The sequence below is a fragment of the Bradyrhizobium sp. th-b2 genome, assembly GCF_000426785.1.
GTDB lineage: Bacteria > Pseudomonadota > Alphaproteobacteria > Rhizobiales > Xanthobacteraceae > Bradyrhizobium > Bradyrhizobium septentrionale.
The window spans coordinates 504,689-523,921 of record NZ_AUGA01000001.1; the positions used below are offsets into that span (position 1 = coordinate 504,689).

The 19,233-nt window shown below is 64.4% G+C and carries 19 protein-coding genes; 7 read left to right on the forward strand and 12 right to left on the reverse strand.

Translation table 11 applies throughout. The features are described 5' to 3' along the window. Positions 1-8 precede the first annotated feature (8 nt). Positions 9-527 carry a MarR family winged helix-turn-helix transcriptional regulator gene (locus K359_RS0102435; RefSeq protein WP_029077908.1) on the reverse strand — a complete coding sequence of 173 codons (519 nt, stop codon included), beginning with the start codon at positions 525-527 and terminating at the stop codon, positions 9-11. Between the two features lie 179 nt (positions 528-706). On the opposite strand from K359_RS0102435, the gene K359_RS0102440 reads away from it, so the two are divergent. The 3 genes from K359_RS0102440 to K359_RS0102450 are packed head-to-tail and all read left to right on the forward strand — an operon-like array spanning position 707 to position 4,250. Next, positions 707-1,747: a branched-chain amino acid ABC transporter permease gene (locus K359_RS0102440; RefSeq protein WP_029077909.1), complete on the forward strand. Its 1,041-nt coding sequence runs from the start codon at positions 707-709 to the stop codon at positions 1,745-1,747. A gap of 5 nt (positions 1,748-1,752) precedes the next feature. Beyond that, on the forward strand, positions 1,753-3,522 hold the full coding sequence (locus K359_RS0102445; RefSeq protein WP_051345945.1) for an ATP-binding cassette domain-containing protein: 1,770 nt from the start codon (positions 1,753-1,755) through the stop codon (positions 3,520-3,522). Continuing rightward, positions 3,519-4,250, forward strand: a complete 732-nt coding sequence (locus K359_RS0102450) for an ABC transporter ATP-binding protein (RefSeq protein WP_029077911.1) — start codon at positions 3,519-3,521, stop codon at positions 4,248-4,250. The genes K359_RS0102445 and K359_RS0102450 overlap by 4 nt, the downstream gene beginning before the upstream one ends. Before the next feature lie 59 nt (positions 4,251-4,309). Here K359_RS0102450 and K359_RS0102455 read toward each other — a convergent pair whose 3' ends face one another. From K359_RS0102455 to K359_RS0102495, 9 genes are all read right to left on the reverse strand, one after another. Continuing rightward, entirely contained in the window at positions 4,310-5,461 is a 1,152-nt protein-coding gene (locus tag K359_RS0102455) for an ABC transporter substrate-binding protein (protein ID WP_029077912.1), read from the reverse strand. Between the two features lie 104 nt (positions 5,462-5,565). Continuing rightward, positions 5,566-5,985: a thioesterase family protein gene (locus K359_RS0102460; protein WP_029077913.1), complete on the reverse strand. Its 420-nt coding sequence runs from the start codon at positions 5,983-5,985 to the stop codon at positions 5,566-5,568. A gap of 194 nt (positions 5,986-6,179) precedes the next feature. Continuing rightward, positions 6,180-6,941 (reverse strand): SDR family NAD(P)-dependent oxidoreductase, encoded by a 762-nt coding sequence (locus K359_RS0102465; protein ID WP_029077914.1) that lies wholly within the window; start codon positions 6,939-6,941, stop codon positions 6,180-6,182. A 20-nt stretch (positions 6,942-6,961) separates the two neighbouring features. Then, the gene (locus K359_RS0102470) at positions 6,962-8,830 is read right to left on the reverse strand and encodes a feruloyl-CoA synthase (protein WP_029077915.1); all 1,869 of its coding nucleotides are present in this window, start codon (positions 8,828-8,830) and stop codon (positions 6,962-6,964) included. After that, positions 8,827-9,621: a crotonase/enoyl-CoA hydratase family protein gene (locus K359_RS0102475; RefSeq protein ID WP_029077916.1), complete on the reverse strand. Its 795-nt coding sequence runs from the start codon at positions 9,619-9,621 to the stop codon at positions 8,827-8,829. The genes K359_RS0102470 and K359_RS0102475 overlap by 4 nt, the downstream gene beginning before the upstream one ends. Positions 9,622-10,471: 850 nt before the next feature. Then, on the reverse strand, positions 10,472-10,933 hold the full coding sequence (locus K359_RS0102480; RefSeq protein ID WP_029077917.1) for a DUF3237 domain-containing protein: 462 nt from the start codon (positions 10,931-10,933) through the stop codon (positions 10,472-10,474). 4 nt (positions 10,934-10,937) lie between these two features. Beyond that, positions 10,938-12,242: a TRAP transporter large permease gene (locus tag K359_RS0102485; protein WP_029077918.1), complete on the reverse strand. Its 1,305-nt coding sequence runs from the start codon at positions 12,240-12,242 to the stop codon at positions 10,938-10,940. Between the two features lie 18 nt (positions 12,243-12,260). Then, on the reverse strand, positions 12,261-12,770 hold the full coding sequence (locus K359_RS0102490) for a TRAP transporter small permease (protein WP_029077919.1): 510 nt from the start codon (positions 12,768-12,770) through the stop codon (positions 12,261-12,263). A gap of 181 nt (positions 12,771-12,951) precedes the next feature. Next, positions 12,952-13,974, reverse strand: a complete 1,023-nt coding sequence (locus tag K359_RS0102495) for a TRAP transporter substrate-binding protein (protein ID WP_029077920.1) — start codon at positions 13,972-13,974, stop codon at positions 12,952-12,954. Between the two features lie 279 nt (positions 13,975-14,253). Here K359_RS0102495 and pobA point away from each other — a divergent pair, with 279 nt between their 5' ends. From pobA to K359_RS50915, 3 genes are all read left to right on the forward strand, one after another. Then, the gene (gene pobA / locus K359_RS0102500) at positions 14,254-15,423 is read left to right on the forward strand and encodes a 4-hydroxybenzoate 3-monooxygenase (protein ID WP_029077921.1); all 1,170 of its coding nucleotides are present in this window, start codon (positions 14,254-14,256) and stop codon (positions 15,421-15,423) included. Positions 15,424-15,704: 281 nt separating this feature from the next. Then, on the forward strand, positions 15,705-16,172 hold the full coding sequence (locus K359_RS0102505; RefSeq protein WP_051345954.1) for a PaaI family thioesterase: 468 nt from the start codon (positions 15,705-15,707) through the stop codon (positions 16,170-16,172). 185 nt (positions 16,173-16,357) lie between these two features. Further along, complete coding sequence (locus tag K359_RS50915) at positions 16,358-16,840, forward strand: hypothetical protein (RefSeq protein WP_245284490.1); 483 nt, start codon at positions 16,358-16,360, stop codon at positions 16,838-16,840. 5 nt (positions 16,841-16,845) lie between these two features. Here K359_RS50915 and K359_RS0102515 read toward each other — a convergent pair whose 3' ends face one another. Then, positions 16,846-17,739, reverse strand: a complete 894-nt coding sequence (locus K359_RS0102515) for a LysR family transcriptional regulator (protein WP_029077923.1) — start codon at positions 17,737-17,739, stop codon at positions 16,846-16,848. Positions 17,740-17,857: 118 nt separating this feature from the next. On the opposite strand from K359_RS0102515, the gene K359_RS0102520 reads away from it, so the two are divergent. Then, positions 17,858-18,493, forward strand: coding sequence for a pyridoxamine 5'-phosphate oxidase family protein (locus tag K359_RS0102520; protein ID WP_029077924.1), 636 nt, complete (start codon positions 17,858-17,860; stop codon positions 18,491-18,493). Here K359_RS0102520 and K359_RS0102525 read toward each other — a convergent pair. After that, on the reverse strand, positions 18,490-19,221 hold the full coding sequence (locus tag K359_RS0102525) for a glutathione S-transferase family protein (protein WP_029077925.1): 732 nt from the start codon (positions 19,219-19,221) through the stop codon (positions 18,490-18,492). The genes K359_RS0102520 and K359_RS0102525 overlap by 4 nt on opposite strands. Positions 19,222-19,233 lie beyond the last annotated feature (12 nt).

Sequence of the window (19,233 nt, forward strand, 5' to 3'; positions counted from 1 at the left end):
ACACCCCCTCAAAACTCCTGCGCGAGCTTCGCCAGCATCTCCAGCAACGCGGCGTGGTTGGCGGGGCCGAGCACCTCGATCAGCCGCGCCTCGTGCTTGTTGGCCACCAGCTTCTTGGCGCGCGCCAACACGGCGCGGCCCCTGTCGGTCAGGACCAGGATGTGGGAGCGGCGGTCGTTGGTGGAGCGCATCCGCGCGCAAAGGTCGCGGCTCTCCAGCGCATCGAGCATGGCGACGAAATTCGGCCTGAGGATGCCGAGCGTGTTGGCGATCTCGGTCTGGTTGCGGCCCGGATTCTTGTCGAGCAGCAGCAGCACCGAGAACTGCGCCGGCGTCAGCTGCAGCGGCGCGACGCAGCGCAGGAAGTCCTCGAAGACCTTGAGTTGCGCACGCTTCAGCGAATAGCCGAGCAGTCCGGACAGTTCGCCCAGTTGCAGCATGCTGTCGTCCCCGGCAGGATCGACCGGTTCCCTGCGCAGGGCACGCGGTGATCGGACGGCATCGGCGGCGGTCTTGGAAACAGTCATCGCTCCAGGCTCGCAATCCCGGTACAAAAACCCCGCGGGACGCTCGGGGACCTTGAGATTATATCCAATAATCGTTATGCACTATATCAAATATCGGCGCCTATCAACAGCCGATATCGGCCGACCCGACCGGCGCAACCGGTTGCGGCGGTCCGACGCCTAAGGGGGAGCGCCCGGCCTTGAACACAACGATCATGCTGTTCCTGCTGCAGGACGGCATCACCAATGGCGCGATCTACGCACTGCTCGGGCTGGCCCTGGTGCTGGTGTTCGCGGTGACGCGGGTGATCCTGATCCCGCAGGGCGAATTCGTGACCTACGGCGCGCTGAGCTACGCCATGCTGGCGACCGGCCAGGTGCCCGGCACGGTGCGGCTTGCCGTCGCGATGGGCCTCGTGGCTTTCGCCCTCGACCTGTTCTTCGCCCGCAAGGCGCTGCATGCGCGGCTGATGATGCGCTCCGTCGCGCTCAACATCGTCTTCCCCTTCGCGCTGCTCGGCCTCGTTTACGCCCTGGTTGGTCCCAACACGCCGGTCGCCGTCAACATTGCACTGGCGCTCCTGATCGTGGCGGCGATCGGGCTGTTCCTCTACCGCATCGCTTTCCAGCCGATCGCGCACACATCGGTGCTGGTGCTCCTGATCGCCTCGGTCGGCTGCCACCTCGCGCTGCAGGGCCTGGGCCTGGTGTTCTTCGGCGCCGAAGGCCTGCGCGCCCCGGCGCTGTCGAACGCCGCGCTGACCGCGGGCCCGCTGCGCTTCACCGGCCAGAGCCTCGCCGTCTACGCCTTGACGGTCGGCTTCATCGTCGCGCTGTGGCTGTTCTTCGGCTACACCAAGACCGGCAAGGCGCTGCGCGCCACCGCGGTCAACCGCCTCGGCGCCCGCCTGGTCGGCATCCGCACCACGCTGTCAGGCCAGATCGCATTCCTGCTCGCCTCCGTGATCGGCGCCATCTCCGGCATCCTGATCGTGCCGATCACCACGCTCTATTACGACACCGGCTTCCTGATCGGCCTGAAGGGCTTCATCGCCGCCATCATCGGGGGCCTGGTCAGCTATCCCCTGACCGCGGTCGCCGCCATCGTGGTCGGCATCGTCGAGGCCTTCTCATCCTTCTACGCCAGCAATTTCAAGGAAGTCATCGTGTTCACGCTGATCCTCCCCGTGCTCGTGTTGCGCTCGCTTGCAGCGCCCGCGGTCGAAGAAGAGAAGGATTGAGCGCGATGACGCAGCGGCTCCCTCTCATCATCTTCGCGCTCGTGCTGGCGGTGATCCCGCTCGTCCCGGGCATTCCGCCGTTCTGGATCGTGCTGCTCGACAATATCGGCCTCGCCGCGCTGGTCGCGATGGGGCTCGTGCTGCTCACCGGCGTCGGCGGCCTCACCTCGTTCGGGCAGGCCGCGTTCTGCGGTTTCGGTGCCTACACCACGGCGGTGCTGACCACCGCCTATGGCGTCTCGCCCTGGCTGACGCTGCCGGCTTCGCTCGTGGTCAGCGGCATTGCGGCCGTGCTGCTCGGCATTGTCACGGTGCGGCTGTCGGGCCATTATCTGCCGCTCGGCACCATCGCCTGGGGCATCGGCCTGTTCTATCTGTTCAGCAAGCTCGAATTCCTCGGCCGCAACGACGGGATCTCAGGCATTCCGCCGCTCTCGATCGGCTCGTTCAAGATGCTGAGCCCGGATACGATCTATTACGCGATCTGGGTCGCGGTGCTGATCTCCGCGCTGCTGACCATGAACCTGCTGGACTCCCGCACCGGGCGCGCGATCCGCGCCTTGCGGCGCGGCCATGTCGCGGCCGAAGCGTTCGGCGTGCAGACGCCGCGCGCCAAGCTCCTGGTGTTCATCTATGCCGCGGTGCTGGCCGGCCTGTCCGGCTGGCTCTATGCGCATTTCCAGCGCGCCGCCAACCCGACGCCGTTCGGCGCGCAGGCCGGCATCGAGTATCTGTTCATCGCCGTCGTCGGCGGCGCCGGTTACGTCTGGGGCGCGGTGCTCGGCGCCGGCATCGTCGTGATCCTCAAGGAGGTGCTGCAGAGCTACCTGCCCTACATCTTCGGCGGCCAGAGCCAGCTCGAGACCATCGTGTTCGGCATCATGCTGGTGCTGCTGCTGCAACTCGCGCCATCCGGCGTCTGGCCCTGGCTGATGTCGCGGCTGCCGCTCAAGCCGGCCCGCAAGACGCCGGACACGTCGCTGAAGCTGGAGCATCGCGAGCGCGCACCAGGTTCGTCTTCGGTGCTACTGCACATCGACAAGGCACGCAAGCAGTTCGGCGGCGTGATCGCAGTGAACGACGTTTCGTTCGACGTCAACGCCCGCGAGATCGTCGCGCTGATCGGCCCGAACGGCGCCGGCAAGAGCACGACCTTCAACCTGATCACCGGCGTGCTGACCGCAACCGGCGGCAAGATCTCCGTGCTCGGCAAGGAAGTGGAGAACGCGCCGCCCCAGGAAGTGGTCAAGCTCGGCGTTTCCAGAACCTTCCAGCACGTCAAGCTGGTGCCCGACATGACCGTGCTCGAGAACGTCGCGATCGGCGCGCATCTGCGCGGGAATTCCGGGGCGATCTCCAGCATGCTGCGGCTCGACCGCGCCGATGAGGCAAAACTGCTGGCGGAAGCCGCGCGGCAGATCGCGCGCGTCGGCCTGTCCGACCAGATCGACCAGCTCGCGGGCTCGCTGTCGCTCGGCCAGCAGCGCATCGTCGAGATTGCGCGTGCGCTGTGCGTCGATCCGATGCTGCTGTTGCTCGACGAACCGGCCGCCGGCCTGCGCCACATGGAGAAGCAGCGGCTGGCCGCGCTGCTCCGGCAATTGCGCGACGGCGGCATGTCGGTGCTGCTGGTCGAGCACGACATGGGGTTCGTGATGGATCTCGCCGACCGCATCGTGGTGCTGGATTTCGGCACCAAGATCGCCGAAGGCACGCCGGCCGCGATCAAGCGCAATCCCGACGTGATCAAGGCCTACCTCGGAGCCGCCGCATGAGCGCGCTGCTGTCGGTTACCGACGTCCACATCGCCTACGGCAAGGTCGAGGCCGTGCGCGGCGTCTCGCTCGACGTTGCCGGGAACGAGATCGTCACCATCATCGGCGCCAACGGCGCCGGCAAGACCACGCTGCTCAACGCCATCATGGGCGTGCTGCCGCTGAAGGGCCGCACCACCTTTGCCGGCGTCGACATGGCGCCATTGGACATCGAAGACCGCGTCGCCACCGGCCTGAGCCTGGTGCCAGAGCATCGCGAATTGTTCGGCACCATGAACGTCGAGGACAATCTCGAGCTCGGCGCCTTCCGGATCGCGAAGGCAACCGCAGCCGTTTCGCTGGAGCGGGTCTATACGCTGTTTCCGCGGCTCAAGGAGCGCCGCAAGCAGCTCGCCGGCACGCTGTCCGGCGGCGAGCAGCAGATGCTGGCGATGGGCCGCGCGCTGATGGGCGCGCCGAAGCTCTTGATGCTGGACGAGCCGAGCCTCGGCCTTGCCCCGATCATCGTCGCCGACATCTTCCGCATCGTCGGCGAGCTCCGCTCCGCCGGCGTCTCGGTGCTGCTGGTCGAGCAGAACGCCCAGGCCGCATTGCAGATCGCCGACCGCGCCTATGTGATGGAGCTCGGCGAATTCGTGCTGTCGGGTCCCGCGAAGGAGATCGCCGCCAACAAGGGCGTCGCCGCGAGCTATCTCGGCTTCCAGCACGAAGGCGAGAGCGTGATTTAGATGACGAAGCCGGCCTTCTTTCGAGGGCCGGCTTGTTACCTCAGCGGATCGTGGCCGGCTCACATCGCCGGGATGTATTTGCCGTCCTTGACCGTCAGCAAGATGCGCGAGCGGTCGTCGAGGCCGTAGCGGTCCTTTTCGGTCCAGTTGTAGACGCCCTGGCTCGCGACGATCTCCTTCTCGGAGATGAACGCCTGACGGATTGCCTCGCGGAATTCCGGCGTGCCGGGCTTGGCGGTCTTCAGCGCCGTCGGGATGATGCGCTTCAGCACCTCGAAGGCATCGTAGGAATGGCCGGCGAACTGGCTGCGGCTGTTGGCACCGTATTTGGCTTCGTAGGCGGCGTTCAGCGTCAGGCCCGGCTTCTTGGTCAGCGCGCTGTCCGCTTGCGTTTCCGGCGACATGATCGGGCCGGCCGACATGATGACGCCTTCCGCCGACGCGCCCGCGATGCGGATGAAGTCCATCGTGGCGGCGCCGTGGGTCTGGTAGATCAGGCCCTTGTAGCCGCGCTCGCGTAGCGCGGTCTGCGGCAGCGCCGCGGCGGTGCCGGACGCGCCGACCAGGATAGCGTCGGGATTGGCGGCGACGAGCTTCAGCACCTGGCCCGCAACCGATGTATCCGGGCGCGCGAAGCGCTCCTCATCGATCATGGTCAAGCCCATCGGCACGGCCTGCGCCTTGAAGTCGTTGACCCAGAGATCGCCGTAAGAATCCGAATAGCCGATATAGCCGACGGTCTTGATGTTGTGCGCCTTCATGTGCTCGTAGAGCACCTTGCCCATGATCGGGATCGACTGCGGCAGGTCGACCGACCATTTTGCGCGGGCCTCATTGATCGCGAATGGCGCCAGCCCAAGATGCGGAATGCCGGCCTCGTTGGCGACCGTCGACACCGCGATCGTCGTCGGCGTGATGCAGGAGCCCATGATGATGTCGGCCTTGGACTCGGTGACGAAGCGCCTCGTATTGGTGGTCGCAGCCGTCGGATCGCCGGCGTCGTCGAGCACGATCAGCTTCAGCGGCACGCCGCCGATCTCCTTCGGCACGAAATCGAGCGCGTTGCGCTCGGGGATGCCGAGCGCCGCGGCGGGCCCGGTGGTCGAGATCGTGATGCCGATGGTGATTTCGTTGGTCTGCGCCTGTGCGGACGCGCCCGGCAGCGCGATCACTGCGGCGAGCACGGCTGCGGCGAGAGTGGCCTTCTTCATTCATTCCTCCCTGCAAGTAAGTCTTTTGGGTTTAAGCCGGTTTTGCGGGCCAATTCAGCCCCTTCTTTAGGTCATGAGGGGCTGCAAGTCAGCCCTTCATCAAGTCAGCCGTTCATAAAGCGGTCGATGATCTCCTGCGGAAATGGCGCCGATTTCAGCTTGTCGGGATCGTCCGGATGACGGCCGACCAGCACCCTTGTTTCGAATGCCTCGATCGCCAAGGCCTCGCCCTTGAACACGCGGTGCACCACCTCGAAGCTCGAGCGCTTGATGCTGTCGATCCGGCTCTCGATGGTAATCCAGTCGCCATGGGTCGACGGGATGTGGAATTTCGCCCGCGTGTCGACCATGGGAATACCGACCAGGCCGTATTTGTGGATCAGGTCCTGCTTCGAGCAGCCGGCGGCCTCGAACATGATCGAGGTCGAGTCGTCGAACATCGCGAAATAGCGCGGGTAATAGACGATGTTGGCGGGGTCGCAATCGCCCCACTGGATCTGCACGTCGCGCCGATGGACGAACATGATTTATCGAACTCCGATAGCGCGGCAACGGCGGTGAGCTCCCTCTCCCATGGGGAGAGGGCTGGGGTGAGGGGGTACGGTCTTCGTTGTTGATCGTAGCCCCTCACCCGGATCGCTGCGCGATCCGACCTCTCCCAATGGGAGAGGTGGAAGCGAGCTCGCCGGATGCTGCTGGTTCATCCTCATGACCATAGTCAGCGCGGCGCCATCCGGAGCGCGGCATCGAGCCGCACCACTTCGCCGTTCAGATAGGGATTGTCGATCATGTGCAGCGCCAGCGAGGCGAACTCGTCGGCCTGGCCGAGCCTTCGCGGGAACGGGATCGCGGCGGCGAGCGAATCCTGCGCCTCCTGCGGCAGGCCGGCCAGCAAGGGCGTCATGAACAGGCCGGGCGCGATGGTCAAAACGCGGATGCCGAATTGCGCGAGCTCGCGCGCGATCGGCAAGGTCATCGCGACTATCCCGCCCTTCGAGGCCGAATAGGCCGCCTGCCCGATCTGGCCGTCATAGGCCGCGACCGAGGCCGTCGAGATCACGACGCCGCGCTCGCCGGTCGCGAGCGGCTCGAGCTTCGCCATGTCAGCGGTCGCAAGCCGCAGCATGTTGAAGGAGCCGATCAGATTGACCTTGATCACCTTGTCGAAATCGACGAGCGCCATCGGTCCCTCGCGGCCGATCACGCGTTTTGCTACGCCGATGCCGGCGCAGTTCACCAGCACTCGCGCCGGGCCATGCGCCTTGGCGGCGGCAGCGAACGCAGCCTCGGCGGCCGCCGCATCGGCCACGTCGCAGACCACAGGAATGCCGCCGATCTCGGCCGCCACGCTCTCGGCGAGCTTGGCATTGAGGTCGCAGACCGCGACCTTGGCGCCTTGCGCCGCGAGACGGCGCGCAGTCGCCGCGCCCAATCCCGATGCGCCGCCGGTGACGATGGCGGCCTGGTCCTTCAACTGCATGGAATTCTCCTCTTCAAATGTCAGACTGACGTGATCACCGATGCCGATGGCACCGGCGCATAGAGCGCTTCGATGATGTCAGTGCGATGCTCCAGCACCGCGCGCTGGTTGATCGAGCCCTTGTCGGTGACCTCGCCGCGATCGATTGACAGCGGCGTATCCAGCAGGATCGCCCGCGCGATCCGGTTCGACGAGCCGGTGGCGCCGGCAAGGACGCGTGCGAAGCGTTCACGAAAGGCAGCCCGCACCAGCGGATCATTGGCCGCGGCCGCGATGTCGCCAGCGGCAAGCTCTGGATTGATCAGGCGGCAGCCGTCGAGATCGAGGATCACGATCGCCGCGAGCTGGTCGCGGTTGAGCCCCGCGATCACGACGTCGCGTACCAGCGGCGCGCAGGTGCCGACAAAGCGCGCCCTTAAGGGTCCAACGCTGACCCAAGTGCCGCTCGCCAGCTTGAAATCCTCGGCGATCCGGCCATCGAAATCGAAACCGGCAGCGAGATCACCAGCGTTGGCGGGCTTCAGCGCATCGCCGAACTTGTAGAAGCCCTCCTCATCGAACGCCTTGGCGGTCAGTTCGGGCTGACGCCAGTAGCCGGGCGTCACGTTCGGACCCTTGGCGCGCACCTCGAGCTTGCCGTTGTTGGGGACGAGCTTCGCGTCATTGCCCGACACCGGAAGCCCGACATGGCCGGAGCGGCTGGTATCGGGCCGCACCGACATGAAGAACGGCGAGGTCTCGGTGGCGCCGAGCCCCGTCAGCATCGGCACGCGATAGCCCTTCTCCTGCACGGCGAGCGCATCGAGGCTGTTCCAGATGAACGGCGACAGCGCGGCGCCCGAGAAGAACATCGCATGCAGCCGATCGAAGAATTTCGCCCGCAAGGCAGCGTCGTCGCGCAGATAGGGCAATAGCGATTCATAGCCCTTGGGCACGTTGAAATAGACCGTCGGCGAGATCTCGCGGAGGTTTCGCACGGTCTCCTCGATGCCGCCGGGCATCGGCTTGCCCTCGTCGAGAAACATCGAGCCGCCGTTATAGAGCGTCAACCCGACATTGTGGTTGCCGCCAAAGGTGTGATTCCACGGCAGCCAATCCACGATGACCGGCGGCTCGTCCTTCAGGAACGCCAGCGTCTCGCGCAGCATCACCTGGTTGGCGCAGATCATCCGCTGGGTGTTGATCACGGCCTTGGGATTGCCCGTCGAACCCGACGTCAGCAGGAATTTCGCGATCGTGTCCGGCCCGATTCCCCCATGGGTCGCGTCGAGGCGCGGATCTTCCGGCGCCGCCATGAGATCGGCGAGCCGGGTCACCTCGCGGCCGGGCACGGTTCCGCGGCTGGCCGCGATCTCGACATCCGGCGCGACATTGACGCGCAGCGCATCGGCAAATTTGCCGGCATCGTCGGCGAAGACCAGACCTGGCGTCAGAAGCTTGATGACGAAGCCGAGCTTGCCGTAGTCGCGCGACACCAGCGAATAGGCCGGCGACACCGGGCAGAAAGGAATGCCGGCATAGAGCGCGCCGAGTGCCATCAGCGCATGATCAATCGAATTGCCCGACAGAATCACGACCGGCCGCTCGGCCGACAACCCGCGCGCGATCAGCGCGGAGGCGATGCGCCGGGTCGTCTCCAGCAATTGCGCGTAGGTGATCTGCCGCCAGCCGCCGCCGGCGCGTTCGGCCATGAACACGCGGTTCGGTTCGGCGGTCGCCCAGTGATGCAGGCGGTCGGTGAGACGAGCGGGATAATCGGTAAGACTGAGCTTCGGGCGAAGATAGATCGTGCCGTCGTCGCGGCGTTCGACGCTGACGTCGGGATTGCCGAACGAGATCGGGCGCAGCGGATGCACGCTCGCAGCTGGTGCGGACGGCGTGGCGCTCATGTCGGCTTCACCTTGGCGGTCTTGCGATCCAGGAAGGCGCGGATGCGCTTTTTGGCTTCCTTGTCGCTCTGCGCCACCGTCGCCATCAGCGATTCCATCAATAGGCCGGTCTGCGGATTGGCCTCGGCGATCATCGGCAGCGCCTGCAACACGGCGAAGTTGGTCAGCGGCGCATTGGCAGCGACGCGCTCGGCAAGCTCCAGCGCTTTCGGCAGCGCGCCGTCGGCCTCGGTGAGATATTGCGAGAAGCCATAGGCCGCGCCCTCGGTCGCCGAATAGACCCGGCCGGTCAACATCATGTCCGCCAGCCTGGGCACGCCGATCAGGCGCGGCAGCCGCACCGATCCGCCGCCGCCGACGAAGATGCCGCGCTGGCCCTCGGGCAGCGCGAAATAGGCCGAGGGCTCGGCGACGCGGATATGCGCCGCGCAGGCTAGCTCCAGCCCGCCGCCGATCACCGCCCCCTTCAGCGCCGCGATCACAGGCACGCGGCAATACTGGATGCGGTCGAACACGCGGTGCCACATCTGGGAATGCACCAGGCCCTCGGTGGCGTCGCGCTCGGTCAGTTCGGAGAGATCGAGGCCAGACGAAAAATGATCGCCGATCCCATGGATGACAACGGCGCCGACCGCATCGGGAATCGCGGAGAAGCAATCCCGCAGCGCCAGGATGATGCCGTCGTTCAGCGCATTGCGCTTGGCGGGCCGGTTGAGCCCGACCGTCAGCACCGCCCCTCGCGTCTCGATCTTGAGCAGCGAGGCATCACCCGCGTCGGCAGCGTTTCCCATGGCGTTATTGCTTCCTGTTCAGAATAGTTATGTTTTATAACTAATGGCGGGAGAGTCAATATGGGAGACGTTCGAGACGTCTGGGATTACGGGGATGGAGTCGGCACGCGCGACACACTCCACCCGTCGTCCCTGCGAAAGCAGGGACCCATACGCCGCAGCAGATGTAGTGGATGGGACTCGTCGTTCCGACGTTACGCAACAATAACCATTTGTGGTTATGGGTCCCGGCCTGCGCCGGGACGACACTGAATATGTGGCGTGGGTTGTGAGTCATACTTCCGCGTTCTCGCGACATGAATTGTCCGAGCTTTGCTCTTCGTCTCGCCCTCTCTTGAAGAGGGCGCAGGGAAAGCCGGGTGCCGATCGCACCCATGGGTCCCGTGCAACAAAAAAGCACGGGAGGTAGGACCACAGGTGTAACCGGAGCAATCCCGGCTTTCCCTGCGCGATGGTTTTACGGCTTACTTCGTGCTCTCCCCGGCGAGACTGGGCTTGTTTGTCACCGCCTTCGCAGAAACGCATTCGCGTTTCGCGAGGGGACAGCGGCCGCTAGGGCGTCAGGACCACACGACTTCACCGTCCGCTTCATGCGCTCTCGTCTCTCGCGCAGTCAGCGTCCACCGCATCCCACCGCGCGTTCGTGACGTGCGCAACGCCCCTCAATCGGGTGAGACGGCGGCATTAGATCGCTGAGTTGGGGTGCGCGTCAAGAGATAATTCTGAAAAAGAGAAATTCTATCGGCAAGGGCCCGATGAGTGAGGTGAGCACGCCGTTCCGGCTCCCTCCCGCCATTGCCTTCCTCACACGCGCGCCAAGCAAGAATCCCGATTCTCTCCGCGCGCCCGCCTACAGCACCTGATGCACGTCGATCACGACGCGGTCGGCGTGGCGGGCGGCGGAGGCGATGAAGATGTGCTCCATCAGCCAGCGGTACTTTTCGGCGCCGGTTTCGAATTTCGGCACGGTGCGGAAATAGATCAGCTTCGGGTCAACAGGCTCACCGCGCTTGAGCCTCTCGAGCAGCTCGACCGGCCCGAAGCGGATACCCTTGTTCTCGACATAGACGATGGCGCCGTCGTCGGTCTCGAAGGCATATTTCGCTTCCAGCTCGATCAGCTCGTTGGGCCGGATGATCTGGAAGTCGGCGCCGAAGCCGAGCACCTTACCGTTGACGGTCTCGCCCCTCACCTCACCGCCGATGATCGGAATGATGCGGCGGACACCGGTGCCGATGTCACCGGCGGACGTCACCTCGGCGATCCGGGCGGTGATGGTGAAGACGTATCTGGTCTGAAGCTCCGGTCCCATGGATTTAGCCTATCATGCGTTGCGGCAGGTAGGTCGCGAGCAGCGGGAACAGGATCAGGATCACCAGCCGGATCAGGTCGGTGATGACGAACGGCAGCACGCCGACAAAGATTGTCGACATGTTGACGTCCTTGATCACGCTCTTGATCACGAACACGTTCATGCCGACCGGCGGATGGATCAGGCCGAGCTCGACGGTCATGACGATGATGATGCCGAACCAGATCGGATCGAAGCCGAGCGCGGTCACCACCGGAAACACGATCGGCACGGTGAGGATCACCATCGCCATCGCGTCCATCAGGCAGCCCAGCACCAGATACATCAGGAGGATCAGCGCCAGCACGCCATAGGGGCCGATGCCGAGCCCGGTGAGGAAGGCGGTGACGTTCTGCGGCGTCTGGGTGATGGTAAGGAAGTAGCCGAAGCAGAGCGCGCCGATCAGCACGGTGAACACGGCTGCCGCGGTGCGGGTCGCCTGCAGCAGCGATTGCAGGATGCCGTCCCTGGTCAGCTTGCCGCGGAGGATGCCGATGATGAAGGCGCCGACCGCGCCGACCGCGCCTGCTTCGGTCGGGATGAAGAAGCCGCCATAGAGGCCGCCGATCACGAACAGGAACAGCAGCAGCGGCGACCAGACGTCGCGCAGCGCGACGAAGCGCTCATGCCACGACGCTTTCTTGCCCGCCGGCAGGAAACCCGGCCGCGTCACGCCGATGATGCCGATCGTGATCATGTGCATCAGGATCGCGAGCAGGCCGGGCACCACGCCCGCGATGAACAGCTTGCCGATGTCCTGCTGGGTGATGATGCCGTAGACCGCGAGCACGGTGGACGGCGGTAGCATCGCCCCCAGCGTGCCGCCGACCGCGATCACGCCGGTGGAGAACGACTGCGGATATCCGAAGCGGCGCATCTCGGGATAGGCCACCGCCGAGAAGGTTGCCGCGGTCGCGACCGACGAGCCGGAGATCGCGGCAAAGCCGCCGCAGGCCGCGATGGTCGCAATGCCAAGCCCGCCCTTCCAGTGGCCGACAAAGGTGTTGGCGGCGCGGAACAGCTCGCGGCTGATGCCGGAGACGGACACGAAGGCGCCCATCAAAAGGAACATCGGGATCACGCCGAAGGAATAATCCGTCACCGTGCGCATCGTGGTCTGGCCGATCAGCTTCAGCGCCGGCGCGAGGCCGGTGAGATAGCCGAAACCGGTGATGCCGACGAGGCCCATTGCCATGCCGACGGGCACGCGGAGCAGCATCAGCGCGAACAGGCTGACAAAGCCGATGACGGCGACAGTCTCCGGACTCAGGTCGAGACTCATGGCCGTCTACTCCGCGGTCTTGATCTTGGCATCGTGGATTTCTTCCGGATGGAAGATCAGCCGGTAGGTGCGGATCGCGATCAGCAGCACCGCCGAGACGTCGCCGATCCACGACACCAGGAAGAACGGCCAGATCGGCACGCCGAGGTCCATGGTGACGATGTGGCCGTTTTTAGTGTCGATCACCTTGTCGATCAGCGTGTAGGTCTGCACTGTCACCACGAACAGCAGCACCAGCGTCGCGAAGATGTCGATCCAGCGCTGGTAGCGCGGCGAGGCATTGGCCCAGACCAGATCCACGGTGATGTGGGTCCCGCGATAGCTCGTCGCGGCGATGCCCCAGAAAATCAGGATGCCGAGCAGGAACTGGCCGAAATTGTAGTAGTCGGGGATCGTCACCGAGAAGAACTTGCGCATGAACACCGCAGTGAAGGTGTTGAGCGCGACGACGCCGACGAAGAAGGCCGCCACCCATTCGATCGAATCGATGAAGCGGTCCATGAAGTTCTTGCGCACCGGTTCGGGTGGACCGGTGATCGCGCCGTCTTGGGTCACTTCGGAGTTGGCAGCCATATTGTCCGACTGTCGCTGTCAGGAGCCGTCATTCCGGGCGCTCGCAAGGCGAGCGAACCCGGAATCTGGAGGTTGAGATAAGAGATTCCGGGTTCGCGCTCACGCGCGCCCCGGAATGACGAGATCAGATCCCCGCCTCGTACTTCTTCAGCGTGGCCTGAAGATCGGCGTCGATCTTTTCCGCATCGCCGCCGGCCTTCTTCACCGCCTCGGCCCAACTGTCGCGCAGCGGCTTGACCGCCTTCTTCCACTCGGCGAGTTGATCCGACGTCAGCGGGTAGACCTCGTGGCCTTCCAGCGCCTTCATCTTGGTGCGGCCATTGGCTTCGAAATCGGTCCATGGGTCGGTGACCTTGGAAGCCCATTCCGGCGTGCAGTGATCGTCGATCACCTTCTTCTGGGCATCCGACATCGAGTTATATTTGGCGAGGTTGATGTTGTAGGTGAAAACAGTCGAATAGAGCGGCACGTCCATGTGGTACTTCACCACCTTGTCGATGCCGAACAGGAAGATCGAGCCCCAGGGGAAGGTGATCTCGTCGGCCACGCCGCGCTCGATCGCGTCGCGCGATTCCGGCGCGGAGGCCTGCACATTGGTGCCGCCGAACATCTTGACCATCTCGCCGATTGTGCTCTGTGCCGGACGCACCTTCACGCCAGAGAGGTCGCTCGGCAGCAAAATCCTCTTCTTGCCGTGCAGCGCGCCCGGATCGTGGATGAAGGCGAAGCACAGCTTGGTGTCCTTCATCTCGGTCGGCGCGTATCTGTGGTACCACTCGTTCAGCGCCAGCGTGCCCTTCTTGCCGTCGGAAAACACGAACGGGAGCTGGCCGGCAGCTGCGATCGGGAAGCGGCCGGGCTGATAGCCGGGATTGACATAGGTGACATCGGCGATGCCGTCGCGCGCCATGTCGTAATGGTCGAACGCCTTGCCGAGCTGCTCGGAGGGGAACACGGTGACCTTGATGGTGCCGCCCGATGCCTTGTCGATGTCGGCGGCCCAGGCCTGCGTCGCCGGCACCAGCGGATGCGCCGGTGGCACCCATAGCGACACTTTGAGATAGACGGTCTTGTCCTGTGCCACGGCGGGACCTGCGGCCGCCACGACGGCCGCTGCCATCAGCAGGGCCAACAATTTATTCCTCATCACGTCTCCTCCTCTCCAGGACGGGCTTGGTACCCGCCTCATTACTTAACATGTTATCTAATTCGAGCGCATATTCAAGCCGAAATCCGCATGGTGGACGCCTCGTCGCACCTCCGCCCCGGGGCGACCCCAGTGCATCTCGCATTGCGGCGAACGCTTTTCCTGGGCGAAACGCCCTTTGCCAGGACGGCTATATGATATAGTTGCCTTGGCAAGTTGATGGCGCACGCCCCGGCGCGGGCGCCCGAGCCAAGCCTATCGTATCGGGAGGAGCAGGTATTGCGGACAAAAGTAGCAATCATTGGCGCAGGTCCGGCCGGACTGTTGCTTGGGCAACTACTTCATTCTTTCGGCATAGACAACGTCATTCTTGAGCGGCAGACCCCGGACTACGTGCTGGGGCGGATTCGCGCCGGCCTGCTCGAGGAAGGCACGGTCTCCCTGCTCGACCAGGTCGGCGCCGGCGCCCGCCTGCATCAGGAGGGCCTGGTCCATCACGGCGTCGAGCTGGCGTTTGGCGGCGCGCGGCACCGCATCGACATGCATGCGGCGACTGGCAAGACCGTGACCATCTACGGCCAGACCGAGGTCACGCTCGATCTGATGAACGCCCGCAAGGCGGCCGGCCTGACCACGGTCTACTCCGCGGCCGACGTCAAACCGCATGATTTCGACACCGACCATCCGCGCGTCAGCTACGTCAAGGACGGCGTCGCCCACGAAATCGCCTGCGATTTTATCGCCGGCTGCGACGGCTTCCATGGGGTCAGCCGCGCCAGCGTTCCCGCCTCGGCGATCACCAGCTACGAGCGGGTGTATCCGTTCGGCTGGCTCGGGATTCTTTCCGAGACCCCGCCGGTCTCGCCGGAATTGATTTACAACAACCACGAGCGCGGCTTCGCGCTGTGCACGATGCGCTCGACCCACCGCAGCCGCTATTACGTGCAGTGCCCGCTCGACGATCATGTCGACCAATGGTCGGACGAGCGGTTCTGGGACGAATTGAAGCGGCGCCTCGACCAGAAGGCCGCCGACGAGATCGTCACCGGCCCCTCGATCGAAAAAAGCATCGCGCCGCTGCGCAGCTTCGTGGCCGAGCCGATGCGGTTCGGCCGGATGTTCCTGGCCGGCGACGCCTCGCACATCGTGCCGCCGACCGGCGCCAAGGGCCTGAACCTTGCGGCCAGCGACGTGCACTATCTGTCGCAGGCGTTGCGCGAATTCTACGACGAGAAATCCTCGGCGGGTCTCGACGGTTACTCGGCCAAGGCGCTGTCCCGGGTCTGGAAGGCGGTGCGCTTCTCCTGGTGGATGACCTCGATGCTGCACAAATTCCCCGACGAGGGCGACTTCGCCGCGCGCATCCAGATCGCCGAGCTCGACTACCTCGTCAGCTCGAAGGCGGCATCGGCCTCGCTGTCGGAGAATTATGTGGGGCTGCCGTTTTAGGTCGCTGTTTCCTTCGTCGAGCAACCTCGTCGTTACACCCTCAGCCGTCATACCCCGCGCATGCGGGGTATCCAGTACGCCGCGGCTTCTCGATTCATGCCGTGCGGTCTCTGGAATACTGGATCGCCCGGTCAAGCCGGGCGATGACAGCGGGAGATGTGGCGACAGGCCGGAGCCACATTCAAACACAGGCGCGAATCCCGTTTAAAACTTTGTAGGCGGTGAAACCGTCATCGACATCGCGTTCAATGGCGTCACGCAACGCCATATGCGAGCTTCAGATGACCAACGATACGCAAGTCGCCCCCGACATCCCCCAAGATAACTCCCAAGACATCCCTCAGGGCTTCGAGCCGCTGTTCCGCAAAAGCCCGCTCACCGAGCCCTGGGAACCGCTTTACCAAAAGAAGACCGAACGGGCCGTCATCATCGGCCTGCGGCTCGCCAGGCCGCACACCAACGGCCGCGGCCTGATCCATGGCGGGCTGATCGCAGCACTCGCCGACAACGCGATGGGCTATAGCTGCGGCCAGGCGACCGCCTGGACCACCTCGTTCGTGACGATATCGCTCGCGGTCGATTTCGTGGGCTCCGCCAATGTCGGCCAATGGCTCGCGATCGAGAGCGACGTGATCAAGACTGGCAGCACGATCTGCTTCGCGCAGAGCCTGATCAAGGCCGATGGCGTCACCATCGCGCGCGCCAGCGGCACGTTCCGCGTGGTGCCGAAGAAGGCGCCCGTGACTTGAGGTGCTCTCAAGCGGAGCGCACGGCTTGCCGCGGTAAACAGAAAGGCATACTCCGCAACATCTCTTAACGTCGCCGCCACATCTCCACGACCGGGCGCGGGTAGGGTCAATCGCATTGCGATTTGGAGATCGGCTCAATGTCTTGGAATTCTTGGTCTTGGAAATGGCCTTGGAAATTTTGGATCGTGCGAAGCAGCATCGCGGTGTGCTTCGCACTGATGACCTCGGGCTTGTCGTATGCGGCGACAAGTCTGGACAGCCTGGCAGGCGGTTGGTCCGGATCCGGTTCGATGAAGCCCTCGAACGGGGACTGGGAGAAGGTCCGCTGCAAGGTCGCCTACAACGTCACCAAGCCAGGCAAGGCGATCAGCCTGGATCTCCGATGCGCAAGCGATGCCTACAAGATGTCGTTGTCCGCAAACATCGAACAGAACGAAACGCAGCTTTCGGGCAACTGGTTCGAGAGCGAGTACCGGCAGGGCGGCAAAATCTCGGGGACCAACTCTGACGGACTGATCGAGGCGCGCATCGAGGGCGAGACGGTTGCCGCGCTGGTGACGATCCGAACCAAGGGCGACCACCAGTCGTTCGTGATGGAAGCGCCCGGCTCCTTGGCTGTCGCAGGTCACCATCGAACTGAACAAGGACGCCAAATGACGGCCGATTGAGCTGGTTAGCCGAAGTGCCAGTCGGTGATCTCGGTGACGAGATCGATGAAGGTCCGCACCTTGGCCGACAGCAGCCGCGTGGTCGGATAGACGACGTGGATCGGCACCGCCGGCTGCTCGAACTCGGCGAGCACGATCCTGAGCCGCCGCGCTTTCAGTGATTCGGCGGCCTGGTAGGCCATCACCCGCGTCAATCCGCCGTCCTGCTCGGCGTACTGGATGGCGGCATCCGAACTGTTGCTGGTGAAGCGCGGCGTAGGCGTGATGCGAATCTCCTGCCCTTCCTCCATGAAGCGCCAATCCGGCGTCGCGGTCATGGCACCGAACTGGATCGTGTCATGGGTGATGAGATCAGCCGGCCGCTTCGGCTCGCCGCGGAGCTTCAGATAGCCGGCCGACGCCACCACGATCCGGCGCATCTGGCCGACATGCCGCGCAACCAGCGTCGAATCCGGCAGGTGCCCGAGCCTGACCGCGAGGTCGACGCCGTCCTCGACGAGGTTGATCCTGCGGTCGGACAGCCGCAGGTCGACACCGACATCGGGATAGCGCTTCAGATAGACTGATACGACCGGGCTGACATGGAGCCGCCCGAAGCCGAACGGCGCCGAGATCACCAGCCGGCCCTCGGGGCGGGTGCGCTCGCTCTCCACCGCGTCCTCGGCCTCCTCGACATCGGCCAGGATCCGCCGCGCCCGCTCCAGATAGCGCGAGCCGGCGTCGGTCAGCGTCACCTGCCGCGTGGTCCGCTGCAGCAGCCGCGCCCCCAGCCGCTCCTCCAGCGCCGCAATCAGCCGCGTGATCGCCGATGGCGACAGGCCGAGCTTGCGGGCGGCGGGGGCAAAACCCTCGAGATCCGCCACCGCGACAAAGGCCTGCATGGCGTCGATCCGGTCCATGGCACTATTGCATAATCGGCAACAGTGAAGTGTCAATTCACAAGATTGCCTACGATCCGGAAATACCCATGTTACAGCGCGAGGACGACCGCTTTGGCGCCCGCATCGGGAGGCTCAGATGTCAGACGTTCGCAGCTATCCGAGCGATGTCGGGTTCACGCCTGCCGTGAAGGCGATCCAGACCCGCAAGGGCTCGCGCGACACCTATGCCGAGGTCGAGGAGCATGGCGGCTGGCGCACCGAGGTCGACGAGGACCTCGCGACCTTCCTCGCCAACACCAACAGCTTCTATCTCGCGACCGCCTCGGCCGACGGGCAGCCCTACATCCAGCATCGCGGCGGGCCGAAGGGCTTCATCAAGGTGCTCGACAAGCACACCATCGCGTTCGCCGATTACAGCGGCAACCGGCAATTCATCACCCAGGGCAATCTCTCGGAGAACCCGAAGGCCTATATCTTCGTGATGAACTATGCGTATCGGCAGCGCGTGAAGATCTGGGGCGAGGCGCAGGTGGTGGAAGACGATCCGGCGCTGCTGCGCTCGCTGATGCCGCAGGGCTATCGGGCGCGGCCGGAACAGGTGATCCTGTTCAAGGTCGCGGCATGGGACACCAACTGCCCGCAGCACATTCCGCAGAAATTCGACGCCGCCGACGTGGCGACGGCGCTCGCCTCGCGCGATCAGCGCATTGCCGAGCTCGAGGCGGAGCTGGCCGCATTGAAGGGCCAGCCCGTTCCCGCCGCAACGAGCTAGGCCGCCTGCTGCTGTAGCGGCGCCCAGGCGAATTCCGGATAATGTTGCTGCATCATCCGGCCGACATAGGCGGTCAGGTTGTCGAACTTCTCGGTACGCTCGCGCAGCGGCGAATCGAAGAACGGCGTCAGGATTCCTGCCAGCGCGCCGAACGCGGTGGCGTCGGTGCCGCACGGCGCATTGCCCATCAGATAGGGCTTGTCGCCGAGCTGGACCGACAGCGCAAATAGCGAGCGGAGCGCGAGATCGACGTCCTCGTCGGGTCCATGGCGGCCGAGTCCGCTCAGCAGATAGTTCTCGGCAACGCGGAACTGGGCGTCCTCGCGCAGCTTGTCGCGCATGTGATCGGGCGCACCGTCGAAGAAATGCGCCGGCCCCTTGGCGAAATTGGTGTCGTCGACCCAGCGCGCACCGATCAGCGCCCAGTAGACGTGATGCTCGATCATACGCTCGAACGCCCAGGCCTGCGCGCGTGCCTGCAGGCTCAGCGGCGCGTCGAAATCGAAACCGTATTTGCCCTCGATATGGGCGCGGATAAAGGTCGAATCGGCGATCGTCTCGCCGTCATCGGCGATGAAGGGCAGCTGGCCCTTGGGAGAGGCCGGCGGCATCGCCTTTTCCTTGACGTAAGCGAGCCCGGCCATCTTGAGCTGGACCTCGGTTTTGGTCACGAAAGGGCTGATTTCAGGCAAGCCGAAACCCGTGCCAAAGCCAAAAAGCGTAATCATATGAAGCTCCCG

Excerpts from the sequence above, each read along its gene's own strand:
- K359_RS0102475 (WP_029077916.1), bottom strand. The coding sequence starts at position 9,621 with ATGGGAAACGCTGCCGACGCGGGTGATGCCTCGCTGCTCAAGATCGAG.
- K359_RS0102465 (WP_029077914.1), bottom strand. The coding sequence starts at position 6,941 with ATGCAGTTGAAGGACCAGGCCGCCATCGTCACCGGCGGCGCATCGGGA.
- K359_RS0102515 (WP_029077923.1), bottom strand. The coding sequence starts at position 17,739 with ATGGACCGGATCGACGCCATGCAGGCCTTTGTCGCGGTGGCGGATCTC.
- K359_RS0102450 (WP_029077911.1), top strand. The coding sequence starts at position 3,519 with ATGAGCGCGCTGCTGTCGGTTACCGACGTCCACATCGCCTACGGCAAG.
- K359_RS0102525 (WP_029077925.1), bottom strand. The coding sequence starts at position 19,221 with ATGATTACGCTTTTTGGCTTTGGCACGGGTTTCGGCTTGCCTGAAATC.
- K359_RS0102435 (WP_029077908.1), bottom strand. The coding sequence starts at position 527 with ATGACTGTTTCCAAGACCGCCGCCGATGCCGTCCGATCACCGCGTGCC.
- K359_RS0102505 (WP_051345954.1), top strand. The coding sequence starts at position 15,705 with ATGACCAACGATACGCAAGTCGCCCCCGACATCCCCCAAGATAACTCC.
- K359_RS0102520 (WP_029077924.1), top strand. The coding sequence starts at position 17,858 with ATGTCAGACGTTCGCAGCTATCCGAGCGATGTCGGGTTCACGCCTGCC.
- K359_RS0102480 (WP_029077917.1), bottom strand. The coding sequence starts at position 10,933 with ATGGGACCGGAGCTTCAGACCAGATACGTCTTCACCATCACCGCCCGG.
- K359_RS0102460 (WP_029077913.1), bottom strand. The coding sequence starts at position 5,985 with ATGTTCGTCCATCGGCGCGACGTGCAGATCCAGTGGGGCGATTGCGAC.
- K359_RS0102445 (WP_051345945.1), top strand. The coding sequence starts at position 1,753 with ATGACGCAGCGGCTCCCTCTCATCATCTTCGCGCTCGTGCTGGCGGTG.
- K359_RS0102495 (WP_029077920.1), bottom strand. The coding sequence starts at position 13,974 with ATGAGGAATAAATTGTTGGCCCTGCTGATGGCAGCGGCCGTCGTGGCG.
- K359_RS0102455 (WP_029077912.1), bottom strand. The coding sequence starts at position 5,461 with ATGAAGAAGGCCACTCTCGCCGCAGCCGTGCTCGCCGCAGTGATCGCG.
- K359_RS0102470 (WP_029077915.1), bottom strand. The coding sequence starts at position 8,830 with ATGAGCGCCACGCCGTCCGCACCAGCTGCGAGCGTGCATCCGCTGCGC.